This is a genomic window from Microbacterium sp. P5_B6 (assembly GCF_056400345.1).
Genome location: NZ_JBFULL010000001.1, coordinates 327,978 through 342,547, shown reverse-complemented (window position 1 = coordinate 342,547; position 14,570 = coordinate 327,978). Strand labels below are relative to the sequence as shown.

The 14,570-nt window shown below is 70.7% G+C and carries 12 protein-coding genes; 7 read left to right on the top strand and 5 right to left on the bottom strand.

What is annotated here, in order from left to right; translation table 11 throughout:
* The first annotated feature begins 12 nt into the window (after positions 1 to 12).
* Together AC1DP3_RS01460 and AC1DP3_RS01455 are read left to right on the top strand one after the other, a co-directional pair.
* On the top strand, positions 13 to 1,239 hold the full coding sequence (locus AC1DP3_RS01460; RefSeq protein ID WP_477290548.1) for a glycosyltransferase: 1,227 nt from the start codon (positions 13 to 15) through the stop codon (positions 1,237 to 1,239).
* A 5-nt stretch (positions 1,240 to 1,244) separates the two neighbouring features.
* Entirely contained in the window at positions 1,245 to 2,462 is a 1,218-nt protein-coding gene (locus tag AC1DP3_RS01455; RefSeq protein WP_477290546.1) for a glycosyltransferase, read from the top strand.
* On the opposite strand, the gene AC1DP3_RS01450 is transcribed toward AC1DP3_RS01455, so the two are convergent.
* A complete protein-coding gene (locus tag AC1DP3_RS01450; protein WP_477290544.1) occupies positions 2,441 to 2,680 on the bottom strand; it encodes a hypothetical protein in 240 nt (79 codons plus the stop codon). The genes AC1DP3_RS01455 and AC1DP3_RS01450 overlap by 22 nt on opposite strands.
* Positions 2,681 to 2,787: 107 nt before the next feature.
* On the opposite strand from AC1DP3_RS01450, the gene AC1DP3_RS01445 reads away from it, so the two are divergent.
* From AC1DP3_RS01445 to AC1DP3_RS01430, 4 genes are all read left to right on the top strand, one after another.
* Complete coding sequence (locus AC1DP3_RS01445; RefSeq protein WP_477290542.1) at positions 2,788 to 3,798, top strand: GlxA family transcriptional regulator; 1,011 nt, start codon at positions 2,788 to 2,790, stop codon at positions 3,796 to 3,798.
* Positions 3,799 to 4,205: 407 nt separating this feature from the next.
* Positions 4,206 to 6,422, top strand: a complete 2,217-nt coding sequence (locus AC1DP3_RS01440) for an ATP-dependent Clp protease ATP-binding subunit (RefSeq protein ID WP_477290540.1) — start codon at positions 4,206 to 4,208, stop codon at positions 6,420 to 6,422.
* Positions 6,423 to 6,462: 40 nt separating this feature from the next.
* Positions 6,463 to 6,924 (top strand): hypothetical protein, encoded by a 462-nt coding sequence (locus AC1DP3_RS01435; protein WP_477290538.1) that lies wholly within the window; start codon positions 6,463 to 6,465, stop codon positions 6,922 to 6,924.
* Positions 6,925 to 6,938: 14 nt separating this feature from the next.
* The gene (locus tag AC1DP3_RS01430; protein ID WP_477290536.1) at positions 6,939 to 7,781 is read left to right on the top strand and encodes a UbiA family prenyltransferase; all 843 of its coding nucleotides are present in this window, start codon (positions 6,939 to 6,941) and stop codon (positions 7,779 to 7,781) included.
* A 387-nt stretch (positions 7,782 to 8,168) separates the two neighbouring features.
* Here AC1DP3_RS01430 and AC1DP3_RS01425 read toward each other — a convergent pair whose 3' ends face one another.
* The 4 genes from AC1DP3_RS01425 to AC1DP3_RS01410 all read right to left on the bottom strand — a co-directional run bounded on the left by AC1DP3_RS01425 (position 8,169) and on the right by AC1DP3_RS01410 (position 12,692).
* Positions 8,169 to 9,311, bottom strand: a complete 1,143-nt coding sequence (locus AC1DP3_RS01425; RefSeq protein ID WP_477290535.1) for an FAD-dependent oxidoreductase — start codon at positions 9,309 to 9,311, stop codon at positions 8,169 to 8,171.
* A gap of 128 nt (positions 9,312 to 9,439) precedes the next feature.
* Positions 9,440 to 10,132, bottom strand: a complete 693-nt coding sequence (locus AC1DP3_RS01420; protein WP_477290533.1) for a methyltransferase domain-containing protein — start codon at positions 10,130 to 10,132, stop codon at positions 9,440 to 9,442.
* Positions 10,129 to 11,241 carry a type III polyketide synthase gene (locus AC1DP3_RS01415; RefSeq protein WP_477290531.1) on the bottom strand — a complete coding sequence of 371 codons (1,113 nt, stop codon included), beginning with the start codon at positions 11,239 to 11,241 and terminating at the stop codon, positions 10,129 to 10,131. Before AC1DP3_RS01415 ends, AC1DP3_RS01420 begins: the two co-directional genes overlap by 4 nt.
* A gap of 65 nt (positions 11,242 to 11,306) precedes the next feature.
* Positions 11,307 to 12,692 carry a glucose-6-phosphate dehydrogenase gene (locus AC1DP3_RS01410; RefSeq protein ID WP_477290530.1) on the bottom strand — a complete coding sequence of 462 codons (1,386 nt, stop codon included), beginning with the start codon at positions 12,690 to 12,692 and terminating at the stop codon, positions 11,307 to 11,309.
* On the opposite strand from AC1DP3_RS01410, the gene AC1DP3_RS01405 reads away from it, so the two are divergent.
* Complete coding sequence (locus AC1DP3_RS01405) at positions 12,691 to 14,565, top strand: glycoside hydrolase family 15 protein (protein WP_477290734.1); 1,875 nt, start codon at positions 12,691 to 12,693, stop codon at positions 14,563 to 14,565. The genes AC1DP3_RS01410 and AC1DP3_RS01405 overlap by 2 nt on opposite strands.
* The last annotated feature ends 5 nt before the right edge of the window (positions 14,566 to 14,570 follow it).

Below are 14,570 nucleotides of genomic sequence, written 5' to 3'. Positions count from 1 at the left end.
GCCACCGATCCCGTGACTCCCCCCGCGACCCCCGAGAACACCGCCGCAGACCCCGCCGATCAGCCCCGTTCGCCCGATCGGCTCACGGTCCTCATCGGCGCCGATACGTTCGCCCCCGACGTGAACGGCGCCGCCCGCTTCGCCGAGCGCCTCGCCGCCGGACTCGTCGCGCGGGGGCACGACGTGCACGTCGTCGCGCCCAGCACGAGCCACGCCAAGCGGGTGGGTACCGAGGTCATAGAGGGCCAGCCGATGACCGTCCACCGCCTGCCGTCCTGGCGATGGTGGCCGCACGAATGGCTGCGCTACGTCATGCCGTTCCGGACGAAGTACTACTCCCGCCGGCTCCTCGCGGCCGTGCAGCCGGACGTCGTGCACATCCAGTCGCACATCATCGTCGGTCGCGGTCTCACGCGGATCGCGCGGGAGCGCGGCATCCCGATCATCGCGACCAACCACGTGATGGCCGACAACCTCGTCGATCACAGCTTCTTCCCGAACACGATCACGCGGTTCATCGTGAAGCTCGCCTGGGACGACGCGAAGCGCACCTTCGACATGACCCGCGCCGTCACGACTCCGACGCGCAGGGCCGCCGACTTCCTCGAGAAGACGATCTCGCTGCAGGGCGTCATTCCGATCAGCTGCGGCATCGACAAGGCCAACTACGTCGCCGACCTGACGCCGCGTCCTGAGAATCGCATCCTGTTCGTCGGACGCCTCACGACCGAGAAGCACACCGCCGACATCGTGCGCGCTGTCGCCCTGCTCGACCCCGCGCTCGACGCGCACTTCGACGTCGTCGGCGGCGGAGACCAGCGCCGCAATCTGGAGCATCTGACCCACCAGCTCGGGATCGACGGGCGAGTGACGTTCCACGGCCACGCCTCGGACGAAGAGCTCCGTGCGCTGTACACCCGCGCCAGCGTCTTCGCGATCGCCTCCACCGCCGAGCTGCAGTCGATCGCGACGATGGAGGCGATGGCCTCGGGTCTGCCGATCGTCGCCGCCAATGCCGTCGCGCTCCCGCATCTCGTCCACGACGGCGAGAACGGGTACCTCTTCGAGCCCGGCGACGTCGACGCACTCGCGGCGCGCCTGACGGATGTCCTGACCGCAGCACCGGAAGAGCGGCTGCGGATGCAGCAGGCGTCTCTCGACGGCGTCATCGTGCACGACATCCGGCGAACGCTCGACACGTTCGAGGCGCTCTATCGCGACGAACCGCTCCCCGAGTAGGTCCGATGCACGTCGTGATGTTCGGCGACCAGCACGTCGAATCGTTCGGCGGCGCGCAGGTGTCGATGCGCCTGCAGCGGAGGTTCCTCGAGAAGGCGGGTCACACGGTCACGATCGTCGCGCCGGCGCGGCACGGAGCGCGCCGCCGGGCGGCGACGCCCGATGCGGCCTACGTCGATCTGCCGTCGGTCCCGGTGACGCTCGATCGCGAGTACGCGATGACATGGCCGGGCGAGCGCACCGATCGGCGGGTGGATGCCGCGCTCGAGGCTCGCCCGAAGCCAGACCTCGTGCACGTCCAAGCCGACTTCTGGGGTGCGTTCATCGGGCATCGGTTCGCCGCGCGCCACGGACTGCCGGTCGTGCACACGATGCACAACCGCGTGGACGTCGGCATCGAGGCCACGGCGCCGTTCCCGGGCACCGTGCTGCGGGTGCTGAACGCGTGGGAGCGACGGGCGCTCGGGTCGCGCACCGGAGGACAGGACGGATGGGCGTACCTGCGCGGCTTCGCCGATCGCGCGGATGCCGTGACCGCACCCTCGTCGCACTTCGCGCGACGGCTCAAAGCTCACGGCGTCCTCCCGGGGCGCGGCATCCCCTCTTTCGGCGAAACGCACGTGGACGTCGTGTGGAACGGGATCGACGACGACCTGCTCGAGGCCGCCCTCGCGTCGCGCAGGGAGCGGGCACCCGGCCCGCCGCGCCTGCTGTGGCTGGGCCGGATGAGCCCCGAGAAGCGACTGCTTCCGTTCCTCGAGGCGCTCGCGGTCTCGGGGGTCGAGGCCGATGTCGAGGTGCTCGGCGGCGGCGGGCAGTTGCGTGCGGCAGAGCGCCTCGTCGAACGGCTGAAGCCTCGGGCATCCGTCGTCTTCTCCGGGCGGATGCCGTACAGCGAGTCCCTTCAGAGACTCGCTGCCGCGGACGCGCTCGTACAGACCTCGATCGGCTTCGAGACACAGGGCATGACGCCCTTCGAGGCCGCGTCGCTCGGGACGCCGTCGATCGTGAGCGACCCCGATATCGCGGCCGAGCTCGGCGGCGGACTCTGGCCGGTGCGCGATGCCTCGGTCGGAGCACTCGCCGAGACGCTGCGACGGGCGGCCGCCGACATCGAAGCCGGCAGGCGGCCACCCGTCGACCCGTCGGTCGCCACGAGGTTTCGCCAGTCGTCCCGGACCGCGGCGATGGTCGAGGTCTATCAGCGAGTGCTGGCGGTCTGAGCCCGAAGCTCGAGGCCGCGGTCGTTCGCCGGGCGGTTGCCCCAACCGGCGTCCACCTGCCACATCATCTGGCCTGCCGGGGTGGAGTCGTGAAGCGACCTGTCGGGAGTCCGCGACCCGTCAGTCGGGACGCGACGGTAGCCGTCCTTCGCGAGGGCGGCGGTCGTGGAGGCGATCGCGAGGATTGAAAGCGCTGCGAGAAGAATCACCAGGAACATGGCAGTCACGCTACGCTTGTGCCATATCTGCCAACAGTGGCAGAATGGCCACCGACCGTAAGAAAACTGCCACTTTCGGCCAGGTGGCCGCTGGAGAGGTGAAGCGAATGAAGAGCGTCGCTCTGATCGTGCAGGACGGTTTCGCGCCGTTCGAATTCGGACTCGCCTGTGAGGCCTTCGGCCTCGACCGCTCGGATGACGGCATCCCGAACTTCGACTTCCGCATCCTGGCTCCAGAGCCGGGTGCGATCGCCTCGAACCTCGCCTTCTCGATCAATGTCGAGCACGACCTGACGTTCGCCGACGAGGCGGACCTCGTGGTCGTGACGCCGATTCCGCGGCGCAGCTGGGGCAGCGTCGATTCGCGCGTGACCGATGTCGTCCGGCGGGCGGTCGATCGCGGTGCGTGGGTGCTGAGCGTCTGCAGCGGGTCGTTCGTGATCGCCGCGTCGGGCGTGCTGGATGGGCGGCGGGCGACGACGCACTGGATGTACGCCGACACCATGCAGCGGATGTACCCCTCGATCGAGGTCGACCCGGACGTGCTCTACGTGCAGGACGGCCGCATCATCACGAGCGCCGGCACGGCCGCGGGGCTGGACGCGTGCCTGCACCTGCTGCGTCAGGAGCTGGGTGCCGAGCTCACCAACAAGATCGCGCGGCGCATGGTCGTGCCTCCTCAGCGCGACGGCGGGCAGGCGCAGTTCATCGACCGGCCCCTGCCGGTGGCGCAGAGCCTCTCACTCACCCCGGTGACCGACTGGATGCTCGACAACCTGCGCGTCGAGCTCACCGTCGATCAGCTCGCGGCGCACGCCCACATGTCACCGCGCACGTTCGCCCGTCGCTTCAAGGCCGATTTCGGCGCGACGCCGGCGGCCTGGCTCGCCCGGCAGCGGATCATCCACGCCCAGCGGCTGCTCGAGCAGACCGACCTCGGCCTCGACCGGATCGCCTACGAGAGCGGCTTCGGCTCGGCGGCGGTGCTCCGCCAGAACTTCGCCCGCGTGCTGGGGACGACCCCCACCGCGTACCGGGCCCGGTTCTCCTGCTCCCTCGATGACACCGGGGCTCCTGCGGCGTCGGCGGACGAACGAGAGCTGCAGCCGGTCGCCTGACCGTTCTCCGCGGCGGCGCGGCGCTCCCACTGCGCCCGCGTCGGCATAACTCCTTCCAAATCCACTCCTGCCGGGCCTCGCAGCCCCCGGATCGCTGCTCATTCGGCCGATTCACGGAGTTGTGCAGGGATGCGCCGGCTGCCCCGGCTGCCCCGGCCGGGCGTCACCTGCGGCCGGCGCTGCGGGATCGCCGATGCAACGAGCCGGCACAACTCCTTCGAAATCCACCGCTGCGGGCCTCGCACCCCCTGAATCACTGCTCATTCGGCCGATTCGACGGAGTTGTGCAGTAATGCGCGCCGGCTGCGCCGGCCGATCCTCCTGCCGCGCGTTGCCCCTTCCGCGACGTCTTGCTAAACTTGAGTGAAGACGACTCAACTTTGAGTCCTACAGTTTTCAGGAGACAGATGAACGCCACGCAGCAGCCCGGGCAGGAGGACTCCCGCAGCGCCCTGGAGCAGTTCGGGATCAACCTCACCGACCGCGCACGGCAGGGCAAGCTCGACCCTGTCATCGGCCGGGACGCCGAGATCCGCAGGGTCAGCCAGGTGCTGACCCGCCGCACCAAGAACAACCCCGTCCTGATCGGCGAGCCGGGCGTCGGCAAGACGGCCGTCGTCGAGGGACTCGCCCAGCGCATCGTCGCGGGCGACGTCGCCGAGTCGCTGAAGGACAAGCAGCTCGTCACCCTCGACATCTCGGCGCTCGTCGCAGGCGCGATGTACCGCGGCCAGTTCGAGGAGCGTCTGAAGAGCGTCCTCAAGGAGATCGCCGACTCCGAGGGTCGCATCATCACCTTCATCGACGAGCTGCACGTGCTGATGGGCGCGGGCGGCGGCGAGGGCTCGGTCGCGGCATCCAACATGCTCAAGCCCATGCTCGCGCGGGGTGAGCTGCGCCTCATCGGCGCGACCACCCTCAACGAGTACCGCGAGTTCATCGAGAAGGATGCTGCGCTCGAGCGCCGCTTCCAGCAGGTCTACGTCGGCGAGCCCAGCGTCGAAGACACGGTCGCGATCCTGCGCGGGCTGAAGGGCCGCTACGAGGCGCACCACGGTGTGACGATCAGCGACAGCTCTCTCGTGGCGGCGGCGGCGCTCAGCAACCGCTACATCTCCAGCCGGCAGCTCCCCGACAAGGCGATCGATCTGATCGACGAGGCCATGAGCCGCCTGAAGATGGAGATCGATTCCAGCCCCGTGGAGATCGACCAGCTGCGCCGCCGTGTCGACCGCATGTACCTGGAGGAGCTGGCGCTCAAGAAGGAGAAGGACGACGCGTCCAGGGAACGGCTGGCGGCCCTCCGCGAGCAGATGAACGCCGCCCAGGCCGACCTCGCCGAGCTCGAGGCGCGCTGGGAGCGTGAGCGGGCGGGACTGAACCGCGTGGGCGAACTGAAGAAGCGCCTGGATGCGGCCGAGACCGAGCGAGACCTCGCGCTGCGCGCCGCGGATTACGCCAAGGCGTCCCGGCTGGAGTACGAGACCATCAAGCAGCTCACGGCCGACCTCGCTCGCGCCGAGAGCGCCGAGGCCGATTCCGAGGAGCCGCGCATGGTCAACGAGCAGGTGACCGAGGAGGACATCGCGGCCGTCATCGCCGCCTGGACCGGCATCCCGGTCGGACGTCTGCTGCAGGGCGAGACCGAGAAGCTGCTGCACCTCGAGGCCGAGCTCGGCAAGCGGCTCATCGGGCAGAAAGAGGCGGTGAAGGCCGTTTCGGATGCCGTCCGCCGGTCTCGCGCGGGCATCAGCGACCCGAACCGACCGACCGGATCGTTCCTGTTCCTCGGCCCCACCGGCGTGGGAAAGACCGAGCTGGCCAAGGCGCTCGCAGAGTTCCTCTTCGACGACGAGCACGCCATGGTCCGCATCGACATGTCGGAGTACGGCGAGAAGCACTCGGTCTCGCGCCTGGTCGGCGCCCCTCCCGGCTACATCGGCTACGAGCAGGGCGGGCAGCTCACCGAGGCCGTCCGGCGGCGTCCGTACAGCGTCGTGCTGCTCGACGAGGTGGAGAAGGCGCATCCTGAGGTCTTCGACGTGCTGCTGCAGGTCATGGACGACGGCCGGCTGACCGACGGCCAGGGGCGCACGGTCGACTTCAAGAACGTCATCCTGATCCTCACGTCCAATCTCGGCTCGCCGATCCTGATCGACCCGACGCAGTCGATCGAGCAGAAGCGCGAGCAGGTCATGGCCCTCGTCCGGCAGGCCTTCAAGCCCGAGTTCGTGAACCGCCTCGACGACATCGTGATCTTCCAGGCGCTCACGCAGGACGACCTCGCGCAGATCGTCGAGCTCAGCGTCTACGCCCTGCAGCGACGCCTGCGCGATCGCCGGCTGACGCTGGCCGTGACGCCGGATGCGCGGAGATGGCTGGCGACGCGCGGCTACGACGCCGTGTTCGGCGCGAGGCCGCTGCGGCGCCTCATCCAGTCGGAGATCCAGGACCGGCTCGCGATGGCGATCCTCTCGGGTGAGGTCCACGACGGCGATGTGGTGCGGGTCGATGTGGCGCCGGACGGCTCGAGCCTCGCGCTGGCGAGCCGGGGGCCGGCCGAGGCATCCGATTCGCCGTCGCCCGACGATGACGACGTCATCGAAGCGATACTCGAGGACTGAGATGCCGGGCTCGGCCGGAAGCGGGCGATACGGTCGGAGCATGCGATTCGCGGGCTCCGGCCGTTTCGTCTTCATCGCCCAATGGGTGCTCGCCGTGCTGCTGCCGATCTTCTTCTTCATCGGCCGCGACTGGGTGGGCGCCGATGTCGGCTGGCTCGGCATCCTGGGCATCGTCTACGGCGTCTTCACGATCCTCATCCTGCTCGTGCCGCCTCTCCTGACGCTGTTCGACCCCGAGGCGCGCAAGAAGCGGGCGACCCGTCTGGGTTATGACATCGCGACGATCGTGCTCTGGGTCACCATCCTCGTGGGCGCGGTCACCGTGCCGGACTCCGGCGACTCCGGCCACCTGGACTCCGCCCTGACGACCTGGACCGGCGTCTCGTACGAGACGTCCGAGGCCATCTTCTACGCAGCAGCCGTCGTGCTCGGGATCGCGTACCTCGCGGCATTCGTCCTCGCGGTCGTCGGGATCGTCCGCGGACGCCGCGTCGCGTCCTGACGAGTGGCAGCGGCATGAGGGCGATCCGGGCGCTCTGGGGGTCGACGCATCCCGGCCCGACTCTCGTCGTCACCGGCCTCGCCCTCGCCCTGGGAATCGCGGTCGGGCTGGAACCGTGGCGGCTCGTGCTGCTGACCCTCTCGGTGCTGGCGGGACAGGTCTCGATCGGGCTCTCGAACGACGCAATCGACGCGCCGCGCGACCGGGCCGTGGGCCGCAGCGACAAGCCCATCGCCCGCGGCGACATCAGCGAGCGGCTGGCGTGGGGATGCGCGATCGGGGCCGTCGCGCTCGCCCTGGTGCTGGCCGCGCCGCTCGGATTCGGGATGCTGGCCGCCCACGCCGTCTTCCTCGCTTCGGCGTGGGCGTACAACGCGGGGCTCAAGGCGACGGCCTTCTCGATACTGCCGTTCCTGGTGAGCTTCGGGATCTTCCCGTCGCTCGCGACGCTGGCCCTGCCCGATCCTCGCCTCGCCGCCGGGTGGGGATGGATCGCGGGCGCGGCGCTCGGCGCCGCGGTGCATCTCACCAACGTGCTGCCCGACCTCGAAGATGACGAGCGGACCGGCGTCAGGGGTCTGCCGCACCGGATCGGCCCGCGCGCCTCGGCCGTCGTCGCGGCGCTCGGGATCGTCGTGGGCGCGGTCGCCGTCCTGATCGGGTCGTCGGGTGGGATGCTGGGCGACGTGTCGCCGCTCGGCTGGGTGTTCTTCATCGCCGTCCTCGCAGCCGCCGGCGCGACCGCAGTCCTCGCGCTCGTCCGCCCGCCGACCCGCGCGCTGTTCCGGCTCGTCATGCTGGCGGCCCTGCTGCTCGCGGCGCAGCTGGTGGCGACGGGCGGAGCGTTCACGGCCTGACCCTGCCCCGGTCCTGCCCGGCTCTGCCGACCCTGGCTGACGCGCGCGCTCGTCGCGCCGAGCGCGGCAGTTTCCTGCGAGGGTGCCGCTTTCCGACGCCGCGCTCGCAGGAAAGTGCAGCGGTGGAGGGTGGATGCTGGCAGCCGGGCGGCCTCGGCGCCGCCCGCCCGGCTCGGCCCCGCTCTGACCGGCCGGTGCGGCCAGCGCGGCGCCCGAGCGTGAGTTCGCCGAGCGCGCCAGTTTCCTGCGAGGGTGCCGCTTTCCGACGCCGCGCTCGCAGGAAAGGGCAGCGCTCGCAGAAGAACACCCGAGTGCAGGCAGACCAGCGGCCGCAGGAAGGGACAGCGGCGGAGACGCGATGCCGGTGAACCGGGCGGTATGCCGCCCTCAGGCGTCCCGGTCGAAGCCCATCGAGTAGGCGTGAGCGAGCAGGCGCGCGCCGGGAGGACGCAGGGCCACCCGCAGGGCGGCGCGACGGACGGCGTGGGCGCGTGGGCTCAGAGCGCGACCCAGCGACGTGTTGACCGTCGCGAGCGCGGCAGCCGTCCGCGCCGAGGCCAGCCGCCGCCGCTCCCACGCCGCGAGCTCCGGCTCCGGGGCGGTGCCGGTGCGCACCCAGGTGGCCAGGAGCGGCGCGAGGGTGGCGGCATCCAGCAGTCCGAGATTCATGCCCTGGCCGCCGATGGGGCTCACTTCGTGCGCCGTATCGCCGATCACGAAGAGCCCGCCGCGGCGGAGCGCCGGCGCCACCGCTCGGCGGACCTCGAACGCGGCCGCGACGTCGATCTGCGACGCCGCAGCGTCCTCGCCGCGTTCGCGGAGCGCGGCCCGCAGCCGTTCCGCACGCCCCGTGCCGGACGAGTCCGACGGGAGGGGATCCCACGTGACGAAGCGTCGCCTCCCCTGCGGCAGCGGAAACGACTCGAGCACGCCGGAGGCGTCGATGTTGATCACGGCAAGATCGCCGTCCCGGCCGGTCTCGACATCCCCCATCAGAACATCCGCCATCAGATAGCGGTCGGCGTAGGGCTGCACCCGCACCGCCGCTGAGCGGTAGACGAGCGGCCGCGACCGCCACCCGGCCGCCACGACGACGATGGGCGCGTCGAGCGCCTCGGAGTCCTGGAGGGAGACCCGGATGCCGCGGCTCGTCGGCGTGACCGCGCTCACGTCCGCACCGCGCCGAGCGGGCGGCGCGTCCGCGCCGAGCGCGGCCTCGGTGGAGGCCTGGGGCAGTGCCGCGACGAAGGGGAAGCGGCGGTGCAGGCGGTCGAACCGCACCACACCGAGTGGCCGGCCCTCGGCGCGCGCCTCACCCCGGGTGACGCGGACCGCGGATGCGAGGAGCCGCTCGGTGATGCCCGACGGCTCGAGCGCCGCAAGAACCGGCGAGTGCACGCCGATCGCCCGCGTGCCCTCTCCGGGTGACGCGCGCCGTTCGAGCCGAGCGACCTCGACCCCGCGCCGGGTCAGCTCGCCCGCGAGGAGCGTTCCGACGGGGCCCGCGCCGACGACGATGACGTCAATCACGACTCACGACCCGCGTCTTGCGAGCGGCGTCTCGCGACTCGCGAAACCATGAAATGGCGCCGAACCCATGAGAAGCTCCGCATGGTTTCGGCAGAAACACATGGGTTCGCGAGTCCTGCGCCATGAGGTCAGCCACTCGTGCGTGCCAGCGCGATCACCCGGAAGGGCGACGCCGTCTCGACCCGCCAGGGATGCCCGAGCGCGGCCGCAAGCTCGTCCTCCCGGTAGCTGCGCCGTATGGAGCGCAGACCGTCTGTCCGCAGGAAGGTACCCGGCGCGAAGGGGGTCACCCCCACCGCGTACAGCCAGTACGGCAGGTGTCCGCGCCGGATGTCGGAGTGCAGGACGAGCCCGTCCGCGAGCCTCAGCGATTCATCGGCGAACGTCCGCAGTCCAGAGGCGGACAGGTGATGCAGAACGTGATTCGACAGCACCGCGTCGAACCTCTCGCCCTCGGCGATGAGGGTGGCGGCATCCGTCGCCCGGAACCGGATGCGGCCCGCCGCCCGCCCCGCGGCGACGGCGTGGGCGCGCGGATCGGGATCCGCCCCGAGCCAGTGCACGTCGAGGCCGTCGCGCTCGGCCAGCCCCGCGAGCCGGGCGACGAGGTCGCCCCCGCCGGAGCCGAGATCGAGCACCCGTGCGGCGCGTCCGAGCGAAGCCAGATGGGGGAGCAGGTGGGAGCGGTAGACGCCGCTCCATCCGCTCCAGAGGCGGTTCACCGTGTCGAACCGCCGCAGCGTCGCTTCGAGCCGGCGCGCATCGCAGTCGGGGTCGTCCATCAGCTCGAGGACGTCGGCGTCGCGGACGCTGAGGTTCACGCGCCGCCCGTCCGGGTCAGGAGAGCCGATTCGACGGTGAGCCCGGGCCCGAAGGCCAGCGCGGCGATCCGCTCGTCGTCGCCGTTCGCACTGTGCAGCAGGTCGCGGAGGATGAACAGGATGGTCGCGCTGGACATGTTGCCCTGCCGGGCGAGCACGGCTCGGGATGCTTCGAGCGCGGCGGGGTCGAGCCCGAGGCCCGTCTCGACGCGGTCGAGGACGCTGCGGCCGCCGGGGTGCACGGCCCAGACCGCCGGCTCATCGCCGTCGAGGAACGCGCTGACCGCCTCACGGATCTCGCGTCCGATGATCCGGGGCACCTCGGCCGTCAGGACCATGTCGAAGCCGCGGTCGCCGATCGTCCACATCATGTCCTTGTCGCCCTCACTCGTGAGGACCGTGCCGAAGCGCTCGAGCTCGAGCCGCGGGCCGGTGCCGAAGGTTCGCGCCGAGACGACAGCGGCGGCCGCGCCGTCGGCGAAGACCGACGCCGAGACGATCTGCTGCGGGTCTTCGGACGACCGGATGTGGAGCGTGCACAGCTCGGCGGCTGCCACGAGGACGACGGCATCCGGCTGAGCCGCGCAGATGCGAGCGGCCGCACGGAGCCCGGGAAGAGCCGCCGCGCATCCCATGAAGCCGATGTGGTACCGCTCGACGCTCTTGGCGAGCCCGAGATCCCCCACCAGCCGGAAGTCCGGGCCGGGTGCGAACATCCCCGTGCACGAGACGGTGACGACGTGGGTCACCTGGTCGGGGGTGACGGATGCCTCGGCCAGCGCCTGCGCGGAGGCCTCGGCGAAGAGCGGGGGCGCGAGCTGGATGTACGCGTCGTTGCGGGCGCCGGTGGACGGCGACAGGATCGTCCCGCCGGCGCCGGCTGTCGGCATCCCCTCTGCCGTCCCGGGTGTCTCCCCGTTGGCGGCGGCGACGAGATCCGTCAGCACGGTGTTGCGATGGTCGATCGCCGATGCGTCGAAGGCGGCGTGGATCAGCCGCTGCGAGATGCGCGAGAGTCCGGGCTGGGCGGCGAAGACATCACGGGCGGCCTGCTGCGCGACCCGAGCGGGCGGAACGGCGGTGCCGATCGACAGGATGCTCGCGGTCATGGTCCCCACCTTAGGCACGCGCCGGGGTCACTCGGCGCGCCGACCCGGCCGGTTCGCAGCCGCCCTCACAGCGGTGACCAGTGCTCGGGGCCTGTGGATCCCGCGGGGTACTCGTCCAGGGGCACCGCGTCGCGCTTCCAGGCGTCCAGGACCGGCTGGACGATGTGCCAGCACCGCTCGGCCGTATCCCCGCGCACCGAGAGCGTCGCATCGCCGTCGAGGATCCCTTCGAGCACCTCGGTGTAGGGGCGGCGGGGCACGTCGCTGAACTCCGCCTCCAGTGTGGCGCGGTCGAGGTGGAACGGTTCGCCCGGCCCGTTGAGGTTGAGTTCCAGGGCCATGCGGTCAGGCCCCAGCGACAGCCGAAGCACCGACGGCTCTGTCGAGCCGTCGAACCCGCGCGGGAGGTGCGACACGGGCTTGAAGCGCAGCACGATCTCGCTCTGCTTGGCGGCGAGGCCCTTGCCCGACCGCACAGTGAAGGGCACGCCCGCCCATCGCGAGGTGTCGACCGCAAAGGTCACCTCGGCCAGCGTCTCGGTGCCGCGGGCAGGGTCGACACCCGGCTCTTTCGCGTAATCGGGCAGCTCGCGTCCGTCGATGGTGCCCGCCGTGTAGCGAGCCCTCCGCGAATGCGCGACGGGATCGTCGTCCCACACCCGCGTCGCCCGCAGGAGGCCGGACTTCTCGTCGCGGAAGTCCAGCGAGTCCAGGGAGTACGGCGGGTCCATCCCGACGATCGCCAGCACCTGGAGCAGGTGGCTCTGGATCATGTCGACCAGGGCTCCCGCCGTGTCGTAGTACCCCGCACGGCCCTCGAGCCCGAGCTTCTCGTCGTACCGGATCGACACCGACTCGATGTGCTCGTTCGACCACACCGGCTCGAAGACCCGATTGGCGAAGCGCAGTCCGAGGATGTTGAGAACCGTCGACCGGCCGAGGAAGTGGTCGATCCGGTACACCTGATCCTCGGGCACGAGGCGCCGGAGGAGCTCGTTGAAGGATGCTGCACTCGGCTCGTCGGTGCCGAAGGGCTTCTCGAGCGCGAGGATGAGCCCTTCGGGCAGGTCGACGCTCTGGAGGGCCTCGCAGCCCTTGACAGCGACGGCCGGCGGCACCGCGAAGTAGAGCGCGGTCCGGCCTTCGCATTCGTCGAGCAGGGCGCGGAACTCGCCGGCGTCGGTGATGTCGGTGCGGCGGTAGACGGCGCTGTCGCGCACCCGCGCGAGCGAGCGTCCCAGGTCTTCGCCCGGCTTCGCCGCGGCCGAGAAGGCCTTCTCGATCACCGCGCGCCACTCCTGGTCGCTCCACTCCTGACCTCCGGCGCCGACCAGTCGCACGTCGCGCTCGGGGTCTTCGGTCAGAAGCTCTGCCAGGGCGGGGAGCAGCAGGCGCGACGTCAGGTCGCCCGAGGCCCCGAGAATGCACAGCGTTGTCTGCGTCTCGCTCATGACGTCACAGTATTCGTGTCAAGTCCCCTCGTCGGGGGGCTTGCGCTGGAAGAATCGGACGATGGCGACGCCGATCGAGGACTACGCCCTGCTCAGCGACTGCCACTCGGCCGCGCTGGTGTCGCTCGACGGCGCCATGGACTGGCTCTGCCTGCCGCGGTTCGACTCGCCGTCGATGTTCGGGGCACTCCTCGGCACCGCGGAGGAGGGCCGATGGCTGCTGCGTCCCGACGACCCGGAGGCGAAGGCGACGCGGTCCTACGACGGCGACTGCTTCGTGCTCGTCACCCGATGGGAGACGGCATCCGGGGTCGCCGAGGTGATCGACTTCATGCCGCACGGCGGTCATCGGGCCGATGTCATCCGGCGGGTGAGGGGCATCACGGGCAGGGTCCCTTTCACGCAGGACCTCCGCATCCGCTTCGACTACGCCAGCGCACTCCCGTGGGTGCGGCAGATCACCACGGCCCACGGGCCGGCACTCGTGGCGACAGCGGGACCGGATGCCATCGTGGTGAGGGGACCCGGGCTCACGCCCGCCGGGCGGTCGCACGTCGGGGCCTTCGAGGTCGGCCCGGGCGAGACCGTGGATCTGCAGCTCACGTGGTACCCCTCGCACCGGGAGCCGCCGCCGCCCCTTGACGCCGACGAGGCCCTGCAGGAGACGAGCGAGTGGTGGACCCGGTGGGCGGGTGGCATCGAATACTCGGGTCCGTACCGCGAAGCGGTGATCCGGTCGCTGCTGGTGCTGCGCGCACTCACCCATGAGGCGACGGGCGGCATCGTCGCGGCTGCCACGACGTCGCTGCCCGAGAACTTCGGGGGCGTCCGCAACTGGGACTACCGCTACGTCTGGCTTCGGGATGCCTCGCTCACCCTCGAAGCGCTCATCGATCACGGCGTGCTCCACGCCGCCCATGAATGGCGCAGATGGCTGGTGCGGGCGGTCGCGGGCGACCCGGCCGACGTGCAGATCATGTACGGGATCGCGGGGGAGCGCGACCTGCCGGAGCGCGTCGTCACGACCCTTCCCGGCTACGACGGCGCCGCGCCGGTGCGGATCGGCAACGGAGCCGTGGTGCAGTACCAGGCGGACGTCATCGGCGAGGTGATGGTGGCGCTCGAGGCCGCCCGCATCGCCGGCCTCGACGAGACCGAGTTCTCGTGGCCGCTTCAGCGCGCGCTGCTCGCCTTCGTGGAGGCGAACATCGATCGCCCCGACAACGGCATCTGGGAGGTCCGCGGCGAGCCCCGAATGTTCACGCACTCCCGCGTCATGATCTGGGCGGCGTTCGACCGCGGCGTCCGTGCGGTCCGCGAATCCGGCCTCGAGGGTCCCGTCCATCGGTGGACCGCGCTGCGAGACCGGATGAAGGCGGAGATCGACGAGCGGGGCGTCGACCCGCGGCTCGGCCACTTCGTGCAGGCCTACGGTTCAGAGGACGTGGATGCCTCGCTCCTCCTGCTCCCCGAGGTCGGATTCTGCGCGCCGGACGACCCGCGGATGCTGGCGACCGTCGCCGCGCTCGAGCGCGACCTCATGCACGACGGTCTGCTTCACCGGTATCGCACCACGACGACGGACGACGGACTGCCGGGAGGCGAGCATCCGTTCCTCGCCTGCTCGTTCTGGCTCGTGGCGCAGTACGCCACCAGCGGGCGCCCGGAGGATGCGGCGGCCCTGATGGACCGGCTCTGCGGTCTCGCCAACGATGTCGGTCTGCTCGCTGAGGAGTACGACGTCGAGGGGCGTCGGCATGCGGGGAACACCCCGCAGGCACTGTCGCATCTCGCGCTCGTCAACGCCGCCGACGCGCTCACCGGTCATCGCGGCCGGGCCGCCGACCGGCGCAGGTACAACGGCCACCGATAGCAGGC